This is a genomic window from Xanthomonas sp. LF07-6, from assembly GCF_034105445.1.
In the GTDB taxonomy this organism is placed as follows: domain Bacteria; phylum Pseudomonadota; class Gammaproteobacteria; order Xanthomonadales; family Xanthomonadaceae; genus Xanthomonas_A; species Xanthomonas_A sontii.
Map to the genome: position 1 here is coordinate 1 of NZ_JAXGGI010000011.1, position 18,407 is coordinate 18,407.

An 18,407-nucleotide genomic window follows, 5' to 3' on the forward strand; every position below is an offset into this window, starting at 1 on the left:
AGTGGACAGAGCATGTAGGCGATCCTGTGACTGGTCATTGGATGCATTACGCGCACTTCCTGGTGCGCGTTTCTCATCGATTGCAGATCCGCTCACGTGCAATCTGCCGATGAATGCCGATCAGCGCGTCCACATGTCACCGTCAAGTGCATTGGCGTTCAGCCGAACATGTGCGCCAGTCCGCACTCGGTGAGGCGTTTTGACGAGGCGCATCGCACCGTTCCATGTGGCGATGCGTCTCTTTCATGCCCCGCCGCTTAGACTTTTCCACCTCAGGCGACCGCGTAGGCATCGATTGCTCTACATGCGCACCGCCCTTCGGCCCCTTTCACCCACCACGAGGCCTTCCCCATGAGCCAAGCCAATGGATACGCCGCCAAGGCGTCCGATCAGCCGCTGACCCCGTTCACCTTCGAGCGCCGTGCGCTCGGTGCGCACGACGTCAGTATCGAGATCCTCTACTGTGGCGTTTGCCACTCGGATCTGCATACCGCCCGCAACGAGTGGCACAACACCCAGTACCCGTCGGTGCCGGGCCATGAAATCGTCGGTCGCATCACCGCGGTGGGCGACCAGGTCAGTGCCTTCAAGGTCGGCGATCTTGCCGGTGTCGGCTGCATGGTCGACAGCTGTCGGCATTGCGCTTCCTGTGCCGATGGCGAGGAGCAGTACTGCGAGAACGGCTTCGTCGGCACCTACAACGGTCCGATGTTCGGGGGCGAGAACACGTATGGCGGTTACTCCGATCACATCGTGGTCGACGAGAAGTACACGCTGCATATTCGCCATGATGCCGAGCAACTGGCGGCGGTGGCGCCGCTGCTGTGCGCCGGCATCACCACCTATTCGCCGCTGAATCACTGGAAGGTCGGCCCGGGCAAGAAGGTCGGCATCGTTGGGCTGGGCGGCCTCGGGCACATGGGCGTGAAGATTGCCCATGCGATGGGCGCGCACGTGGTGCTGTTCACCACCTCGGCCGGCAAGCGCGACGACGCGCTGCGCCTGGGCGCGAACGAGGTGGTGGTGTCGAAGAACGCCGAGGAGATGGCGGCGCACACCAACAGCTTCGATTTCATCCTCAACACGGTCGCGGCCCCGCACGATCTGGATGCGTTCCTGACCCTGCTCAAGCGCGACGGCACCATGACCCTGGTCGGCGCGCCGGCCGAGCCGCATCCGTCGCCGACGGTGTTCAACCTGATCATGAAGCGGCGCCAGTTGGCCGGTTCGCTGATCGGCGGCATCCGTGAGACCCAGGAGATGCTGGATTTCTGCGCCAAGCACGGCATCGTGTCCGACATCGAGACGATCGAGATGGCGCAGATCAACGAGGCCTACGAGCGCATGCTCAAGGGCGACGTGAAGTATCGCTTCGTCATCGACATGGCCAGCCTGGGGCAGGCCAAGCAAGCGGCCTGAGACGACGGCGACCGTGGCGGTCAGCCGCCGCGGTCACGTCATGCGTCATCGTCATGCCATGAAAGCCCGGGCAGCGCATGCCCGGGCGTTTCTGTAGCGGTAGCTCTCGTCGCGGCCGAAGTGCTCTACGCGTGGGCTTCCGATCGGCATTCGAGGCGCTCGGAAGACGTCCGGCAACCGCGCACCGCTGCATGCGGTAAGCGATCTGCACGAGGTGGTGGCAGCGACGATGCCCGGTGCGCCACGCGACCGATGGGGGCAGAGACGACAACGGCGCCGAAGCGCCGTTGCCATGAAGCTTGGGGAGAAGCCGCCGCCTACTTGCCGGCGGCAGGCTCGGCCGCGGGCAGCGACGTCGGCCTGCCCATCATCTTGTCGCGTGCGGCCTTGAACGGATTGTCCGCGTACCAGTTCGGCCAGCTGTCGCCGGCGGCCAGTTCCTTGCCAACGCCGTACACCGCCTGCAGGTCGTCCATCACTCCATCGAGCTTCCAGGTCGCCGGGTCGTACTCGTCGGCTGGCGTGTGGTAGCGCTTGGCGTACTCGGTTGCCGCACGGCGTCCTGCTTCGATGCCACCGTCGACAAGGTCTTCGCCGCCGTCGATGTACAGCGCGGGCACGCCGGCCTTGGCGAAGTTGAAGTGATCCGAACGGAAGTAGAACCCGCTCTGCGGCGCGTCTTCGGCGTGCAGCACGCGGCCTTGCGCGGCCGCGATCGGCTTGAGCAGGTCTTCCAGCTGTGAGCTGCCGAACCCGTTGACCACCAGGTCCTTGGCGCGCCCGGCCACCGGCATCGCATCCAGGTTGATGACGCCGGCGATCTTGTTCAGCGGGAAGGTCGGATGCGCCACGTAGTACTTGGAACCGAGCAGCCCCGATTCCTCCAGCGTCACCGCCAGGAACACCACCGAACGCTCGGGCTTGGGCTGCTGGTGCGCGAACGCCTCGGCGATTTCGAGGATGCCGGCCACGCCGGTGGCGTTGTCGACCGCACCGTTGTAGATGTTGTCGCCGGGCTCGCCCTCGTGCTTGCCCAGGTGATCCCAGTGCGCCATGTACAGCACCGCTTCGTCGGCGCGGCTGCTGCCGGGCAGCACGCCGACCACGTTGCGCGAGGTCTTCTCGGCGATGGTGCTCTTCAGGTCCACCGAGAGCTTGGCCTTCAGCGGGATCGGCTTGAAGCCGCGCTTGCTGGCGTCCTTGTAGGCCTGCGCCAGATCCAGGCCGGCATCGGCGAACAGCTGCTTGGCCGCCTCGGCGGTGAGCCAGCCCTGCACCGGAATGCGCGGCTCCGGATCGTCCTTTGCCGGCAGGTCGTACTGCGCGCCGGACCAGGAGTTCTTGACCACGTCCCAGCCGTAGCTGGCGCCGGGCGTGTCGTGCACGATCAACGCGGCGGCGGCGCCCTTGCGCGCGGCTTCCTCGAACTTGTAGGTCCAGCGCCCGTAGTAGGTCATGCGCTTGCCTTCGAACAGGCTGCCATCGCCGGTGTGGAAGCCGGGGTCGTTGACGAACATCACCACGGTCTTGCCCTTCCAGTCCTGGCCGGCATAGTCGTTCCACTTCTGCTCCGGCGCGTCCACGCCGTAGCCGACGAAGACCATGTCGCTGCCATCGAGCTTGACCTCGGGCTGGCCGGTGCGCGTGCCCACCACCGTGTCGCTGCCGAAGGCCAGCTGCCGTGCTGCGCCGTCGTGGGCGATGGTGAGCGTGGTGCCCGGCGCCGCGGTGGTCTCGGTCATCGCCACGTCCTGGAACCAGCTGTCGCCGTTGCCCGGTTGCAGGCCGATGCGCTGCATCTGGTCGCGGATGTAGCTGACCGTCTTGTCTTCGCCCGGCGTACCCGGACCGCGGCCTTCGAAGGCATCGGAGGACAGCATCTTGACCAGTTCCGCGAAGTCCGCCGGTGCGATCCCGGTGGAGAACGCGTGCGTGGGCGCCGCAGCGGGTGCGGGCGCCGCGGCCGGTGGCGCGGTGTCGGCGGCCGGGGCGGGCGCTTCGCGTTTGCACGCGGTCAGCGCCGCGGCTGCGGCCAGGCACAGCACGAGCTTGCGGGACATGGGGGCTCCTGATGGCGAGGGAACCCTGGATTCTATAGGCAAGCCGCGCGCGTCCGGGCGCGCACGGCACTACGGCACGGCTCAGTTGTTCGGCGCGGTGTCGCCGTCGAAGGGCAGCGCGGTGGCGCCGGTGATCGGCCCGGTCTTGGCGCTGCGGTGCACGTACAGGGTCACTTCGCGCTCGAAGCGCAGCGGGCCGTCCACCACCGCACGCGGGCCGACGATGACCCGCGGCTTGCGCGTCGGCTTGAACGACATGCTGAAACTGGGCTTGTTGATCGAAATGCCACCACCGACATGCGAATCGTGGCCGACGGTGATGTCGCCGTTGACCGTCTCGATGCCCTTGTCCAACTGCGTGGCGACCAGGCCGATGCTGCCGTTGACGCTCTCGATGCCGCCGCCGACGCGGCCGCCGCGGTCGACGAAGATGCCGCCGTTGACGGTTTCGATGGAACCGGCGACCTGCGCGCGCTCACCGAGGGTGATGCCGCCGTTGACTGTGGACAGCCCCTTGGTCTGCGCGCCGTCGGCGACCTTGACGCTGCCGTTGACCGTTTCCACGCTGCCCACCTGGGCGCCGGACTGGACGGTGATGCTGCCGTTGACCGTTTCCAGATCGCCGTACTGCTTGCCGGCGTCGGCAGTGATGCTGCCGTTGACCTTGCTGATGCCTTCGCCCGCGAACGCCGGGCCGGCCGTCAGGGCCAGCGCCAGCACAACCGCCAGATGCATGCGTTTCATCCTTCACCTCCCGGGCGCCGGCGATGCGGCCGCAATCAATCGTGGGGCGATCACAACACGCTTCGCTACAATCCACACCTGCCTGAAGTCACTGGACCCTCGCTTGCCCGCAGCCGCGCCTGTCCCATCGCATTCCGCCGCGCCCCGCGCGGCCGAGCGGCGTGCGCCCGTGCACTGGCGCGGCCTTGTGCGCCGCCTGCTGGCGCTGACGTGGCTGCTGGCCGCCGGCGTAGCCGCGGCGCAGAACCCGCGCGAGGCCGAGAAGCGCCTGGAAAAGGTGCGCAGCGAGCTGAAGAGCGTGGCCGAGGAGCGCCGGCAACTGGAAGGCAAGCGCGGCGACGCCGCACGCCAGTTGCGCGAGGCCGACGAGAAGGTCGCCGTCACCGGCCGCAGCCTGGCGCAGACGCAACAGGCGCTGCAGCGGCACCAGCAGACCCTGGCCGAGCTCGAGCGCAAGCGCGATGGCCTGCGCAGTGGCTTGACGCGCCAGCGCGCCGAACTAGCGCAGTTGCTGCGCGCCGCCTATGCCATCGGCGGCAATGCGCCGCTGAAGCTGTTGCTGGCGCAGGACCGCGTGGCCGATGCCAACCGCCTGCTGGCCTATCACCGTTATCTGCAGCGCGAGCGCGCGCAGCGCATCGCCACGCTCACCCACGAGCTGCAGGCGCTGGAACAGGTGCAGCGCGAGGTCGTCGAACAGAAGCAGCAACTGAGCGAGGCCCAGCGCCGCCAGCAGGAACAGGCCCAGGCGCTGCAGCGCGACCGCAAGCAGCGCGCCAGCGTGGTCTCGGAACTGGACCAGCGCTACCAGGACCGCAGCGAACGCGAGAAGGCGCTGGGCCAGGACGCCAAGGCGCTGGAAACCCTGCTCGCCAACCTGCGTGCCGCCGCCGCCCGCGCCGAGGCCGAGCGCCGCGCCGCGGCCAGACGCGAGGCGGCCGAACAGGCGGCGCAGGCCAAGGCCGCGGCGAAGGCCGGGCGTGGCGGCGGCAAGATACCGCCCAAGGTGGTCGCCTCGGCACCGCCGCTGAAGGTCGGTGGCCTGGGCTGGCCGCTGTCGGGCGACCTGATCGCGCGCTACGGCGGCAGGCTGCCCGATGGGCGCACCAGCAGCGGCGTGCTGATCGCCGCGCCCGCCGGCAGCACCGTCACCGCGGTCGCCGACGGCACGGTGGTGTTCTCCGACTGGATGACCGGCTACGGCATGATCCTGATCGTGGACCACGGCAATGGCTACATGAGCCTGTACGCGCACAACGACACCCTGCTGCGCGACGCGGGCGCCAAGGTCAAGCGCGGCGATGCGGTAGCCAAGGTCGGCAATTCCGGCGGGCAGGGCCGTCCGGCGCTGTACTTCGAACTGCGTCGCAATGGTCAGCCGGTGGATCCATCGTCGTGGCTGCAGCGCCGCTGAGCCACGCGGCTGCGGCGCGTTCAACGCGAATTTAGCTCGGCTTCGCGCATAATCCGGACAACCGCGCCGTGCACGGTGCGGGTCTTCCCCAATCGGAGTGCTTCATGCGCGTAGTCCTGTCCGCAGCCCTGTTGCTCGCTCTGGCGCCGCTGCCGTCGATGGCGCAACGCGCCGAGGCGCAGACGCCCACGGCCCCGGCGGCCAGCGCCGACGATCCGGATTCCACCGAATCGGCCAGTGCCAAGGTGCCGCTGGACGAGATCCGCCGCTACGTGGCGGTCTACAACGCAGTGAAGGAAGCCTACGTCGATCCGGTCGACGACAAGAAGCTGATGCAGTCCGCCATCCGCGGCCTGCTGCTGGACCTGGATCCGCACAGCACGTATTTCAGCAAGGAAGACGCCGAAGCCTTCGACGAGCAGACCAGCGGCGCCTACGACGGCATCGGCGTGGAGTTGCTGCAGCTGCCGGACAACACGCTCAAGGTGGTCTCGCCGATCGACGACACGCCTGCCGCGCGCGCCGGCCTGCGCTCGGGCGACATCATCATCGCCATCGACGGCAAGCCGATCAGCGCGGTCAAGGCGATGGAGCCGCTGCGCGGCGAGCCGGGCAGCAAGGTCGTACTGACCATCGCCCGCGACAAGGTCGCCAAGCCGTTCGACGTGACCCTGACCCGGCAGACCATCCGCGTGGCCAGCGTGCGCAGCCGCATGCTCGAACCGGGCTACGGCTATATCCGCATCAGCACCTTCCAGGCCGACACCGGCGCCGATTTCCACAAGCAGTTGCAGCAGCTGCAGGCGCAGGCCGGCGGCAAGCTGCGCGGCCTGGTGCTGGACCTGCGCAGCAATCCGGGCGGCCTGCTGACCGCGGCGGTGCAGGTGGCCGACGACGTGCTCGACAAGGGCACCATCGTCAGCACCCGCGGGCGCATCTCGGTCAGCGATTCCAAGTTCGACGCCACCCCCGGCGACCTGCTCAACGGCGCGCCGATGGTGGTGCTGGTGGATGCCGGTTCGGCCAGCGCCTCGGAAGTGCTGGCCGGCGCGCTGCGCGACAACAAGCGCGCGCGCATCGTCGGCAGCCGCACCTTCGGCAAGGGCTCGGTGCAGACCGTGCTGCCGCTGGACAACGGCGACTCGGTCAAGCTGACCACGGCGCGGTACTACACCCCCAGCGGCAAGTCGATCCAGGCCAGCGGCATCGTGCCCGACGTGGTGCTGCATCCGGAGGCCAGCGCGGACGATGCCGACAAGCCGGCGGCGATCGCCGACTACAGCGAAGCGACCCTGCCGGGCCACCTGCATGGCGACGACGAGGGCGCCGAGGGCTACACCGCCGGCGACGTGCTGCCGGGCGACGGCCCGATCGCGCAGGCGCTGGCCGAACTGAAGCAGCCCGGCGCGGTGGCGCGGGCGGCCGCGGCGGCACCGGCCGGCAAGGGCAAGGCCAAGCCGGCGCACAAGCCGGCGGGCGCGGCGCCGAAGGCAGCCCCGGCGAAGCAGCCGGCGGCGGAACCGACCAAGCCCGAGCCCACCAAGTCCGAACCTGCCAAGACCGAGTCCGACAAGACCGGCTCCGACAAGACCGGGCCTGCGCCGGCCTCCGGCACCTGAGCCGACGGCGGCCCGCCTCGCCATCGCGCGCGGCGTGGCCGCTGCGCGGTGGCGGTGGCCAGCCGCTCAGTCGGCGATGCTGAGGACCTCTGGATTGGCCAGCCGCTGCGGCGCATCGGCGGCGAAGGCGAGCACGTTGTCGAAGGCGGCGCCGAAATACAGGTCGTAGCTGCCCTGTTCGACGTAGCCCAGGTGCGGCGTCGCCAGCACTCGCGGATGCCGCAGCAGCGGATGCTGCGGATCCAGCACCGGTTCCTGCTCGAACACGTCCAGTGCCGCCTGTCCGGGACGGCCGGCGTCCAGCGCGGCCAGCAGTGCGCCGGGGACGAGCAGTTCGGCACGGCTGGTATTGACCAGCAGCGCATCGGGTTTCATCCGTAGCAGATCGTCCAGTCCGATCTGGTGGCGGGTGGCCGCGACCAGGCGGCGATGCAGCGTCAGCACGTCGCTCTCGGCGAACAACGCCTCGCGGCTGGCGGCGACCGCGAAGCCGTCGGCGCGCGCCTGCGCACAACTGTCCTCGCTCCCCCATACCTGCACGCGCATGCCGAAGGCGCGGCCGTAGGCGGCGACGCGGCGGCCGATCTTGCCGTAACTCCAGATGCCCAGGGTCAGCCCGTCCAGGCTGCGGCCCAGCTGCGCATCGCCGGTGGCCTGCCAGTGCCCGGCCCGCAGCGCATCGCGGTAAGCGGGCAGGTGCCGGCTAGCGGCCATCAGCAGCGCCCAGGTCAGTTCCGCCGGTGCCACGGGCGCGCCGACGCCTTCGGCCACGGCCACACCGCGCGCGGTGCAGGCGGCCAGGTCGATGTGCTCGCCGATCCGCCCGGTCTGGCTGATCAGGCGCAGCTTCGGCAGTCGCGCCAGCAGGGCGGCGTCGATGCGGGTGCGCTCGCGGATCAGCACCAGCGCCTCGGCCTCGGCGGCGTGGCGAACGAAGGTCTCGCGGTCGGGCGCCAGCGCGGTCAGCACCTGCACGTTGTGCGCCTGCAGCCGCGCGAAGCAGGGCAGGTGGCGCACCGCATCCTGATAGTCGTCGGCGATCAGGATGCGCATCGGCTCAGCGTGGCTTGCCGGGCATCGGGAACGGCGTGACCACCTTCTCGCCGGTGGCCGCGTCGCGGATCGTCGATTGGCCCTTCTTCTCCACTTCCTCGATGCGCACGATGCTCTGCATCGGCAGATGCAGCGTCTTGGTGTCGCCGAACTCCTCGCGCAGGCGTTCCTCGGTGGGGTCGATCACCAGCCCGTCGTGCACGTCGAACACCAGCGTGCCGATCTCGGTGAAGCCCCACAGGTGGCTGCTGCCGACGTGCTGGCAATACAGCTCGTAGACCTTGCCGTGGTTGAGGAAGGTCACTTTGTACAGATGCTTGAACATGCGCGCAGTATACGGGCGCCGTTGCCGCAGGCGGCTCAGAAGCCCTTGCGCTTGCGCAGCCGCCGCGCGATCGCCGCGCGCACGTACAGCCCGTAGATCATGCCGAAGGCGAAGCCGGCCAGGTGCGCCGACCACGCCACCATGCCGAACGCCGGGCCGATGTAGGCGAACACCACCTGCAGCGCCGCCCAGGTGCCGATCAGCAGCGAGGCCGGGGCGCGCACGAATTCCAGGAAAAGCCCCAGCGGCAGCACCACGCCGAGCTTGGCTCGCGGGAACAGCGCCAGGTAGGTGCCGATCAGCGCCGAGACCGCGCCGCTGGCGCCGATGATCACCCGGTCCGGGGTGCCGACCGCGAACACCGCGGCCAGGTTGGAAATCGCCCCGCCGCCCAGGAACAGCAGCAGGAACCGCCACGGCCCCAGCACGCGTTCGGCGGGCAGGCCGAAGATCAGCAGGAACACCAGGTTGCCGAGCAGGTGCGACCAGTCGGCGTGCAGGAACAGCGCGGTGAACAGGCGCAGCACGCTGCCGTCCTGCACCGTGGCCAGCCAGTCGCGCGGGCTGCCCACCCCGGCCGAGAGCGCGCCCCAGTCCAGCCACAGGGTCGCGCGGGCCTCGTCGGGGCGGCTGATCGACCACAGGAAGGCCAGCCACATCGCCGCGAACAACAACGGCGTGGCCCAGCGCAGCGTGGTGCGTTCGCGGGAGGGGATGGAAACGAACATGCGAGGGAACGGGGGAGCCGGAGACCGCCAGGGACGCCACGATAACGACTTCATCCGGCTGAACGCACGCCGACTCCACACGAAGCTGAACGCATCATGTCGTTATTGTTTAGTTAACGGTGCGGGGTATACTCGCATACGGCGTCGTATGTCGGGAGGGGACTCCGGCGCGCATTCCTGGACCATTCCGGCCCGGGAATGCGCAGGCGCGAACACAGACACTCGTCTTCCGGAGAAAGCTAGCCATGCAAAACGCAACCCAGTTCGTCCGTTTCACCGCTCTGGCCGTCGGCATCGTCGGCGCGCTGGCCATGGGCCAGGCGCACGGCGCCGCGTTCCAGCTCAAGGAGAACAGCGCCAAGGGTCTGGGCCGCGCCTTCGCCGGCTCCGGTAGCGCCCCCGGCGATGCCTCGATCATCGCCGTGAACCCGGCCGGCATGCGCCAGCTCGACGGCAAGGTGTTCCAGGCCGACGTCAGCGCCATCCAGTTCTCGGCCAAGTACCAGGGCAACGGCGGCACCTACGCCAATGGCCAGCCGATCTCCGGCGGCCGTGGCGGCGACGCCGGCATGATCGCGCCGGTTCCGGCCGCGTACTTCCACATGCCGTTCGGCGAAAACAACAACATGCACTTCGGCACCTCGCTGACCGTGCCGTTCGGCTTCAAGACCGAATACGACCGCGACTGGGTCGGCCGCTACAACGGCGTGAAGACCGAGCTGCAGGCGATCGACCTGAACTTCGCCTTCTCCTACGACGTCAACCCGTACGTGTCCTTCGGCGCGTCCGTGTTCGCCGAGCGCCTGGACATCGAACTGACCAACGCCATCGACTTCGGCACCGTCCTGGCCTCGCGCCGCGTGCCGGGCTTCGCGCCGGGCAGCGCCGACGGTTTCTCGCGCATCAAGGGCGACAACACCGCGGTCGGCTTCACCCTGGGCGGCCTGTTCAGCGTCGACGAGCACACCCACATCGGCTTCAGCTACCGCTCGCAGGTCGAGCACAAGATCACCGACGGCGACGCCGACTTCACCGTGCCGGGCAATGCCGCCACCGTGCTGGCCTTCGCCGCGCCGGGCACCTTCGTCGACACCAAGGGCCGCGCCACCGTCAAGCTGCCGGCCAGCGCCACCGCCAGCTTCACCCACGACATCAACGAGCAGTGGACGGTGATGGCCGACGTCACCCGCACCGCCTGGAGCAAGTTCGACAAGGTCACCGTCGACTTCGCCTCCAACCAGCCCGACAGCGTGCTGGACTTCTCGTACCGCGACACCACCTTCGTGTCGCTGGGCGCCGACTACCGCATGAGCGACACGCTGACCCTGCGTGGCGGCCTGGCCTACGACCAGACCCCGACCACCGACCAGCACCGCGACGTGCGCGTGCCGGACGCGAGCCGCAAGTGGGTCTCGCTGGGTCTGACCTGGAAGCCGTCCGAGCAGACCGAGTACAGCTTCGGCTACACCCACCTGTTCACCAACGATCCGAGCATCGCCACCACCAGCGCCACCGGCAACCGTCTGGTCGGCGACTACGACGTGAGCGGCAACGTGCTGGCGGCCTCGGTCAACTACAAGTTCTGATCGCAGGCGCTTCGCAGTTCCACGAAAAAGCCCCGCTTCGGCGGGGCTTTTTTTATGCCTGTCCGCAGCGTGCGCTGCGCGCTGCGGCAGGCTGCGCTCGGCGCAGGTTCCGGGCGGAACGCTGCGCCGAAGCGGGCCGGTCAGTCGCCCAGGGTCAGCAGCGAGGCGTTGCCGCCGGCGGCGGTGGTGTTGACCGTCACCACCTTCTCGGTGGCGAAGCGCAGCAGGTAGTGCGGGCCGCCGGCCTTGGGGCCGGTGCCGGACAGGCCCTGGCCGCCGAACGGCTGCACGCCGACCACCGCGCCGATCTGGTTGCGGTTGACGTAGACGTTGCCCACCGCCACGCGCGAGGCGATGCGCTCGATGGTCTCGTCGATGCGCGAATGCACGCCCAGGGTCAGGCCGTAGCCGGTGGCGTTGATCTGGTCGATCACCGCGTCGAGCTGGTCGGCCTTCCAGCGGATCACGTGCAGCACCGGGCCGAAGATCTCGCGCTGCAGCTGCGTCAGCGACTGCAGCTCGTAGGCGCGCGGGGCGAAGAAGCTACCGTGCGCGGTGGCGTCGTCGGTGGCGGCCACGGCGATCGCGCGCGCTTCGCGGTCCATGCGCGCGGCGTGGTCGGTGAGGATCTGCAGCGCATCGGCATCGATCACCGGGCCGACGTCGGTGGACAGCAGGCCGGGGTCGCCGACCTTCAGCTCGGCCATGGCGCCGGCCAGCATGGTCATCACCTTGTCGGCGATGTCGTCCTGCACGAACAGCACGCGTGCGGCCGAGCAGCGCTGGCCGGCGGAGATGAAGGCGCTGGAGATCGCGTCCTTGACCACCGCTTCCGGCAGCGACGAGGAGTCGGCGATGAAGGCGTTCTGGCCGCCGGTCTCGGCGATCAGCACGCCGATGGCGGCATCGCGCGCGGCCAGCGCACGGTTGATCGCGCGCGCGGTCTCGGTGGAGCCGGTGAAGGCGACGCCGGCCACGCGCGGATCGCGGGTCAGCGCGGCGCCGACGGTGGCGCCGTCGCCGGGCAGGAACTGCACCACCGCCTCCGGCACGCCGGCTTCGTGCAGCAGCTTCACCGCGGCATGGCCGACCAGGTTGGTCTGCTCGGCCGGCTTGGCGATGACGCTGTTGCCGGCGGCCAGCGCCGCGGCGACCTGGCCGAGGAAGATGGCCAGCGGGAAATTCCACGGGCTGATGCACACGAACACGCCGCGGCCGTGCAGCTGCAGTTCGTTGGATTCGCCGGTCGGCCCGGGCAGGCGCTCGGGCGCACCGAACTGCGCGCGCGCCTGGCCGGCGTAGTAGCGCAGGAAATCCACCGCCTCGCGCACTTCGGCGACGCCGTCGGGCAGGGTCTTGCCGGCTTCCTTGACGCACAGCGCCATGAACTCGGGCATGCGCGCTTCCAGCAGGTCGGCGGCATGTTCGAGAATGGTGGCGCGGCTGGCGGCCGGGGTGCGGTTCCAGGCCGGGTAGGCGGCCGCGGCGTTGCTCAGCGCCTTCTCCACGGTGGAGGCATCGGCCGGCTTCCAGTGGCCGACGATCTGGCGATGGTCGGCCGGGTTGGCGACCGCCAGGGCGTCGCCGGCGATCACCGCGCCGGGCACCAGCGGCGCGGCCTGCCAGGGCTTGAGCGCGGTGTTGAGCTGGTCGGCCAGCGCGCGCAGATCGTTGTCGTTGGCGAGATTGGCGCCCATGGAGTTCTTCCTGTTGTGGTTCTGGCTGCGCAGCAGATCGACCGGCAGCGGAATCTTCGGATGCGGGATGGAGGCGAATGCGGACACGGCCTCGACCGGGTCGCGGATCAGGTCTTCGATGGCCACGTCTTCGTCGGTGATGCGGTTGACGAAGCTGGAGTTGGCGCCGTTCTCCAGCAGGCGCCGCACCAGGTACGGCAGCAGGTCCTCGTGCGAGCCCACCGGCGCGTACACGCGGCAGGGCACACCGAGGCGGTCGGCGGGGATCACCTCGGCGTAGAGGTCGTCGCCCATGCCGTGCAGCTTCTGGTGCTCGTAGTCGCGGCCGCCGGCGATGGCGCGCACCGCGGCGATGGTCTGCGCGTTGTGGGTGGCGAACATCGGATACAGCGCATCGCTATGCGCGAACAGGCGCTTGGCGCAGGCCAGGTAGGACACGTCGGTGTTCTGCTTGCGGGTGAACACCGGATAGCCCGGGTGGCCCTCGACCTGCGCGCGCTTGATCTCCGCGTCCCAGTAGGCGCCCTTGACCAGGCGCACCGGGATGCGGCGGCCGACGCGGCGCGCCAGGTCGGCGAGGAAATCGATCGTGTACGGGGTGCGCTTCTGGTATGCCTGCACCGCCAGGCCGTAGCCCTCCCAACCGTCCAGCGAGGGATCGGAGAAGGTGGCCTCGATGATGTCCAGCGACAGTTCCAGGCGGTCGGCTTCTTCGGCGTCGACCGTGTAGCCGATGCCATAGGACTTGGCCAGTTGCGCCAGTTCCAGCACGCCGGGCACCAGTTCGGCCATCACCCGCGCACGCTTGGCGTGCTCGTAGCGCGGATACAGCGCCGAGAGCTTGATCGAGATGCTGGGCGCGGCGAACACCGCGTCCTTGCCGCCGCCCTGCTGGCGCTGGGCCGCGAAATGCTTGCCGATGGCGTGGATCGCCTGGCGGTAGGCATCGAGGTAGCGCTGCGCGTCCTTCATGGTCAGCGCGCCTTCGCCGAGCATGTCGAACGAATAGCGGTAGTGGGCGTTGTCGCCCTTCCTGGAGCGGGTCAGCGCCTCGCCGATGGTCCGGCCCATCACGAACTGGTGGCCCATGATCTTCATCGCCTGGCGCACCGCCAGACGGATCACCGGCTCGCCGACGCGGCCGATCAGGCGCTTGAACGCGCCGGACACGTCGGCACGGGTGAGATCGTTGATCTGCACCAGCTTGCCGGTGAGCATCAGGCCCCAGGTCGAGGCGTTGACCAGGATCGAGTCGCTCTCGCCCATGTGCTTCTTCCAGTCCGCATCGCCGAGCTTGTCGCGGATCAGCTTGTCGGCGGTGTCCTGGTCGGGGATGCGCAGCAGCGCTTCGGCCACGCACATCAGCAGCACGCCTTCCTCGCTGCCGAGGTCGTACTGGCGCATGAAGGCCTCGATCGCGCCCTGGTCCTGGGCGCGGGCGCGCACCCGGGTGACCAGGTCGGCGGCCAGCGCCTGCACCCTGGCCTGGTCGGCCGCGGGCAGGCGCGCCTGCTCGAGCAGTTCGCGTACGTGTTCGGCTTCGTCCTTGAGCCAGGCGGCGGTGATCGCCGCGCGCAGGGCATGGGGCGCGGGCGGGAGTTCGGGGGACAGCAAGGGCGAAGGAGACGCGGACGGCATCGCCGGGACAGAGCCGGCGCCAGGCAGAGCGTTCATGCGGGAAAGGCCAGGGACAGAGCCCGCTATTTTATGTCAGCGCCTGCACGCGCAGGGGGTTGCCGGCATCGCCACGGCGATGGCGGGCGCGTCCAGGCTGAACGCACATCTTGTTGCGCTACAGCATTTTTTGTGGTGAACGCGCGCTTGCCGCCGCGCAGGCCGGGGGCTACCATCCAGGCGTGCTCGCGGCTCGGGCACGAGCGGTTCGGAAGCGGCGGTTCGACATGATCGAAATGTTTCCGTTTTCTCCGGAGGGGTCGGGTACGCAGCTGCGGCTGCGACCGCCGCGGGCGTTGAATGCCCGGCAATTCGTTCTGTTGTTCGTCGCACTGGCCGGGGCGATGTGGGCCGTGGCTGGGCTGGGGTGGCTCGCCGGCAATGTGTTCGCGCCTGCGTTCGCCCTGTTGCACAGCATCGTGGTGGCGCTCGCGCTGCATTGGTCGTGGCGTGGCGGCGAGCGCGAAGAGGATATCCGGGTGGGTCCGGCCTGCGTGGAAGTGACCCGTCCGAATGCAGGAACGCCGGCGTTCCGCGCCCACCCGCATTGGGTGCGGTTGCGGATCGAAGGCGACGACAGGGTGGTGCTGGCATCCAGCGGCAAGCAGGTCCGGGTCGGCGAATTCCTCGGCCCCGACGAACGCCGGCAACTGGCGCAGACCCTGGAAGGCTTGCTCGCGGCCGTGACCGGCCGCAACCGATGACGCTCCAAGGGGTCTAGGCAATGAAGCAACGCGGCGGGTGGGTGCAACAGGCGGTCAGGGGCGGGATGGCGTTGGCGGCGGCGATGGCTGCACCGTTGGCGTGGGCGCAATCGGCCGATCCCAAGCCGTGGCAGCTCAACATGGGCAGGGGCGTCACCCAGAGCGCGCGCAACGCCTACGACGCGCACATGGTCGCGTTGTGGGTGTGCGTGGTCATCGGCGTGCTGGTGTTCGGCGCGATGGCCTATGCGATCTTCAAGTTCCGCAAGTCCAAGGGCGCGGTGCCGGCGCAGTTCAGCCACAACACCAAGGCCGAGATCGTGTGGACGGTGATCCCGGTGCTGATCCTGATCGTGATGGCATGGCCGGCCACCGCCAAGCTGATCGCGATGTACGACACCCGCGATGCCGAGATGACGGTGAAGGTCACCGGCTACCAGTGGATGTGGCGCTACGAATACCTGGGCGAGAACGTCTCGTTCACCAGCCGCCTGGCGCGCAGTTCCGACCGCCTGCGGCAGAGCGGCGCGGTGCCGACGGCCGAGCACGACCCGCACTACCTGCTCGACGTGGACAACCGGCTGGTGTTGCCGGTGAACACCAAGGTGCGCTTCGTCATCACCGCCGACGACGTCATCCACGCCTGGTGGGTGCCGGCGCTGGGCTGGAAGCAGGATGCCATCCCCGGGATCATCAACGAGGCATGGACCAGCATCGACACGCCCGGGGTGTACCGCGGCCAGTGCGCCGAACTGTGCGGCAAGGACCACGGCTTCATGCCGATCGTGGTCGAGGCGGTGAGCAAGCAGGACTTCCAGAAGTGGCTGGCATCGCGCAAGCCGGCGCCCGCCGCTGCGCCCGCGCCGGCCACGCCGGCGGCGGCCCCGGATGCTGCGCCGGCCTCCACCGAACCCGCTGCCGCGCCCGCCGACGCCCAGGCGCCGGCACCGCCGCCGCAGGCGCGGCTGTCGCGTCCTCGTTCCGACTCGCACCTGATCGTGCAAGCCGCCTGATCTCCAGCATTCCTTTTCTGAGGTAGCCGCCATGGCCCATTCGGCAGTCGATCACCACGACGAGCACGGGCATCAGCAGAGCTTCGTCGAGCGTTGGTTGTTCTCCACCAACCACAAGGACATCGGCACGCTGTACCTGCTCTTCAGCTTCACCATGTTCGTCATCGGTGCGGCGATGAGCGTGGTGATCCGCGCCGAACTGGCGCAGCCGGGCCTGCAGTTCGTCAAGCCCGAGTTCTTCAACCAGATGACCACCGTGCACGCGCTGGTGATGATCTTCGGCGGGGTGATGCCGGCCTTCGTCGGCCTGGCCAACTGGATGATCCCGCTGCAGATCGGCGCGCCGGACATGGCGCTGCCGCGCATGAACAACTGGTCGTTCTGGCTGCTGCCGGTGGCCTTCACCCTGCTCCTGCTGACCCTGTTCCTACCCGGCGGCGCGCCGGCCGGCGGCTGGACCATGTATCCGCCGCTGATGCTGCAGGGCGGCTACAACGTCGCCTTCTCGGTGTTCGCCATCCACGTCGCCGGCATCAGCTCGATCATGGGCGCGATCAACATCATCGCCACCGTGCTCAACATGCGCGCGCCGGGCATCGACCTGCTGAAGATGCCGATCTTCTGCTGGGCCTGGCTGATCACCGCGTTCCTGCTGATCGCGGTGATGCCGGTGCTGGCCGGCGCGGTGACCATGCTGCTCACCGACAAGTTCTTCGGCACCTCGTTCTTCAACGCCGCCGGCGGCGGCGACCCGGTGATGTACCAGCACATCTTCTGGTTCTTCGGGCATCCCGAGGTCTACATCATGATCCTGCCGGCGTTCGGCGTGATCAGCGAAATCATCCCGACCTTCAGCCGCAAGCCGCTGTTCGGCTACCAGGCGATGGTCTACGCGATCGCGGCGATCGCGTTCCTGAGCTTCATCGTCTGGGCGCACCACATGTTCACCGTGGGCATGCCGTTGGGCGGCGAGATCTACTTCATGTTCGCCACCATGCTGATCTCCATCCCCACCGGGGTGAAGGTGTTCAACTGGGTCAGCACCATGTGGCAGGGCTCGATGACCTTCGAGTCGCCGATGCTGTGGGCCATCGCCTTCGTCATCCTGTTCACCATCGGCGGCTTCTCCGGGCTGATGCTGGCGATCGTGCCGGCCGACTTCCAGTACCACGACACCTACTTCGTGGTCGCGCACTTCCACTACGTGCTGGTCACCGGCGCGGTGTTCGCGCTGATCGCGGCGGTGTACTACTGGTGGCCGAAGTGGACCGGGCGCATGTACAACGAGACCTGGGCCAAGTTCCACTTCTGGTGGACGATGCTGTTCGTCAACCTGCTGTTCTTCCCGCAGCACTTCCTCGGCCTGGCCGGCATGCCGCGGCGCATCCCCGACTACAACGTGGTGTTCGCCGACTGGAACCTGGTCAGCTCGATCGGCGCGTTCGGCATGTTCGTCACTCCGTTCCTGATGGCCGGCATCCTGCTGGCGTCGCTGCGCAATGGCGCGCGCGCCGAAGCGCGTTCGTGGGAAGGCGCGCGCGGCCTGGAGTGGACGGTGCCGTCGCCGGCGCCGGCGCACACCTTCACCCTGCCGCCGGTGCTCAAGCCCGGCGACCTGGCCCACGACGACATCAGCCACTGATGACCGCGCAACCGCCGCTCGACGACCTGGTCCTGCGCCGCAAACGTGCGGTGCGCACCGCGCTGGTGGTCGGCGCGGTGGCGCTGGCGATCTACGTCGCCTTCGTCCTTTCGGGGGTGCTGGGCCGATGAACGCGCCGGCGCCGCGGGTGCACAGCAGCGCCGGGCTGTTCAAGCTGGTCGGCGTGGCGCTGGCGGTGTTCGTGCTGACCTTCTCGCTGGTGCCGCTGTACCGCATCGCCTGCGAGAAGGTGTTCGGCGTGCGTCTGGAACGCGGCCCCGGCGAAGGGCCGCAGGCCGGCAAGCCGCTGGCGGGCAAGCGCACGGTCACCGTGCAGTTCGATGGCGGGGTGAACTCCAAGCTGCCCTGGTCGTTCCATCCGGAGCAGCTGACCATGCAGGTGGTGCCGGGCGAACTCAACGAGGCGCTGTACTACGCGCACAACGATGGCGCGCACGCCATCGTCGGCAGTGCGGTGCCGTCGGTGGCGCCGGCACGCGCGTCCGGCTACTTCACCAAGACCGAGTGCTTCTGCTTCACCGCGCAGACCCTGCAGGCCGGCGAGAAGCGCGACATGCCGGTGCGCTTCATCGTCGATCCCAACCTGCCCAGCGACATCAGCACCATCACCCTGTCCTACACCTTCTACAAGAACGATGCGCTGAGCGCGGAATTGGGATCGCCGAAACTGGCCGGTTCCGCGCGCGCGGCTCCCTGACCCGACCGGAA

General features: G+C 68.6%; 15 protein-coding genes. 9 read left to right on the forward strand and 6 right to left on the reverse strand.

Features of this window, described 5'->3' with window-relative positions; genetic code table 11:
- The first annotated feature begins 351 nt into the window (after positions 1 to 351).
- Positions 352 to 1,419, forward strand: a complete 1,068-nt coding sequence (locus SLW56_RS15645; RefSeq protein WP_320695117.1) for an NAD(P)-dependent alcohol dehydrogenase — start codon at positions 352 to 354, stop codon at positions 1,417 to 1,419.
- Positions 1,420 to 1,736: 317 nt separating this feature from the next.
- Here SLW56_RS15645 and SLW56_RS15650 read toward each other — a convergent pair whose 3' ends face one another.
- Positions 1,737 to 3,479 carry a M28 family metallopeptidase gene (locus tag SLW56_RS15650; protein WP_320695118.1) on the reverse strand — a complete coding sequence of 581 codons (1,743 nt, stop codon included), beginning with the start codon at positions 3,477 to 3,479 and terminating at the stop codon, positions 1,737 to 1,739.
- Between the two features lie 81 nt (positions 3,480 to 3,560).
- On the reverse strand, positions 3,561 to 4,223 hold the full coding sequence (locus SLW56_RS15655) for a hypothetical protein (protein ID WP_017908044.1): 663 nt from the start codon (positions 4,221 to 4,223) through the stop codon (positions 3,561 to 3,563).
- A 187-nt stretch (positions 4,224 to 4,410) separates the two neighbouring features.
- Between SLW56_RS15655 and SLW56_RS15660 the strand changes: the two genes are divergently transcribed.
- Positions 4,411 to 5,637 (forward strand): peptidoglycan DD-metalloendopeptidase family protein, encoded by a 1,227-nt coding sequence (locus SLW56_RS15660; protein ID WP_267082662.1) that lies wholly within the window; start codon positions 4,411 to 4,413, stop codon positions 5,635 to 5,637.
- A 104-nt stretch (positions 5,638 to 5,741) separates the two neighbouring features.
- Positions 5,742 to 7,256, forward strand: coding sequence for a S41 family peptidase (locus tag SLW56_RS15665; protein WP_152180585.1), 1,515 nt, complete (start codon positions 5,742 to 5,744; stop codon positions 7,254 to 7,256).
- A gap of 66 nt (positions 7,257 to 7,322) precedes the next feature.
- On the opposite strand, the gene SLW56_RS15670 is transcribed toward SLW56_RS15665, so the two are convergent.
- Genes SLW56_RS15670 through SLW56_RS15680 form a run of 3 tightly spaced genes read right to left on the reverse strand, consistent with a single transcriptional unit; the run spans position 7,323 to position 9,362 of the window.
- Positions 7,323 to 8,309, reverse strand: coding sequence for a D-2-hydroxyacid dehydrogenase family protein (locus tag SLW56_RS15670; RefSeq protein ID WP_267105241.1), 987 nt, complete (start codon positions 8,307 to 8,309; stop codon positions 7,323 to 7,325).
- A 4-nt stretch (positions 8,310 to 8,313) separates the two neighbouring features.
- The gene (locus SLW56_RS15675; RefSeq protein WP_017908048.1) at positions 8,314 to 8,634 is read right to left on the reverse strand and encodes a DUF1820 family protein; all 321 of its coding nucleotides are present in this window, start codon (positions 8,632 to 8,634) and stop codon (positions 8,314 to 8,316) included.
- A gap of 35 nt (positions 8,635 to 8,669) precedes the next feature.
- The gene (locus SLW56_RS15680) at positions 8,670 to 9,362 is read right to left on the reverse strand and encodes a rhomboid family intramembrane serine protease (protein WP_043094361.1); all 693 of its coding nucleotides are present in this window, start codon (positions 9,360 to 9,362) and stop codon (positions 8,670 to 8,672) included.
- Positions 9,363 to 9,607: 245 nt separating this feature from the next.
- On the opposite strand from SLW56_RS15680, the gene SLW56_RS15685 reads away from it, so the two are divergent.
- The gene (locus SLW56_RS15685; RefSeq protein WP_043094362.1) at positions 9,608 to 10,948 is read left to right on the forward strand and encodes an outer membrane protein transport protein; all 1,341 of its coding nucleotides are present in this window, start codon (positions 9,608 to 9,610) and stop codon (positions 10,946 to 10,948) included.
- A gap of 140 nt (positions 10,949 to 11,088) precedes the next feature.
- Here the strand turns inward: SLW56_RS15685 and putA are convergent, their stop codons facing one another.
- Complete coding sequence (gene putA / locus SLW56_RS15690; RefSeq protein WP_320695159.1) at positions 11,089 to 14,283, reverse strand: bifunctional proline dehydrogenase/L-glutamate gamma-semialdehyde dehydrogenase PutA; 3,195 nt, start codon at positions 14,281 to 14,283, stop codon at positions 11,089 to 11,091.
- A 263-nt stretch (positions 14,284 to 14,546) separates the two neighbouring features.
- On the opposite strand from putA, the gene SLW56_RS15695 reads away from it, so the two are divergent.
- The 5 genes from SLW56_RS15695 to SLW56_RS15715 are packed head-to-tail and all read left to right on the forward strand — an operon-like array spanning position 14,547 to position 18,396.
- Positions 14,547 to 15,023, forward strand: a complete 477-nt coding sequence (locus SLW56_RS15695; RefSeq protein WP_019796200.1) for a DUF2244 domain-containing protein — start codon at positions 14,547 to 14,549, stop codon at positions 15,021 to 15,023.
- 20 nt (positions 15,024 to 15,043) lie between these two features.
- Positions 15,044 to 16,036: a cytochrome c oxidase subunit II gene (gene coxB, locus SLW56_RS15700; protein ID WP_152246956.1), complete on the forward strand. Its 993-nt coding sequence runs from the start codon at positions 15,044 to 15,046 to the stop codon at positions 16,034 to 16,036.
- Positions 16,037 to 16,067: 31 nt separating this feature from the next.
- On the forward strand, positions 16,068 to 17,678 hold the full coding sequence (gene ctaD, locus SLW56_RS15705; protein WP_267105240.1) for a cytochrome c oxidase subunit I: 1,611 nt from the start codon (positions 16,068 to 16,070) through the stop codon (positions 17,676 to 17,678).
- Positions 17,678 to 17,809 (forward strand): hypothetical protein, encoded by a 132-nt coding sequence (locus SLW56_RS15710; protein ID WP_017914172.1) that lies wholly within the window; start codon positions 17,678 to 17,680, stop codon positions 17,807 to 17,809. The genes ctaD and SLW56_RS15710 overlap by 1 nt, the downstream gene beginning before the upstream one ends.
- Positions 17,806 to 18,396, forward strand: coding sequence for a cytochrome c oxidase assembly protein (locus SLW56_RS15715; RefSeq protein WP_017914171.1), 591 nt, complete (start codon positions 17,806 to 17,808; stop codon positions 18,394 to 18,396). The genes SLW56_RS15710 and SLW56_RS15715 overlap by 4 nt, the downstream gene beginning before the upstream one ends.
- Positions 18,397 to 18,407 lie beyond the last annotated feature (11 nt).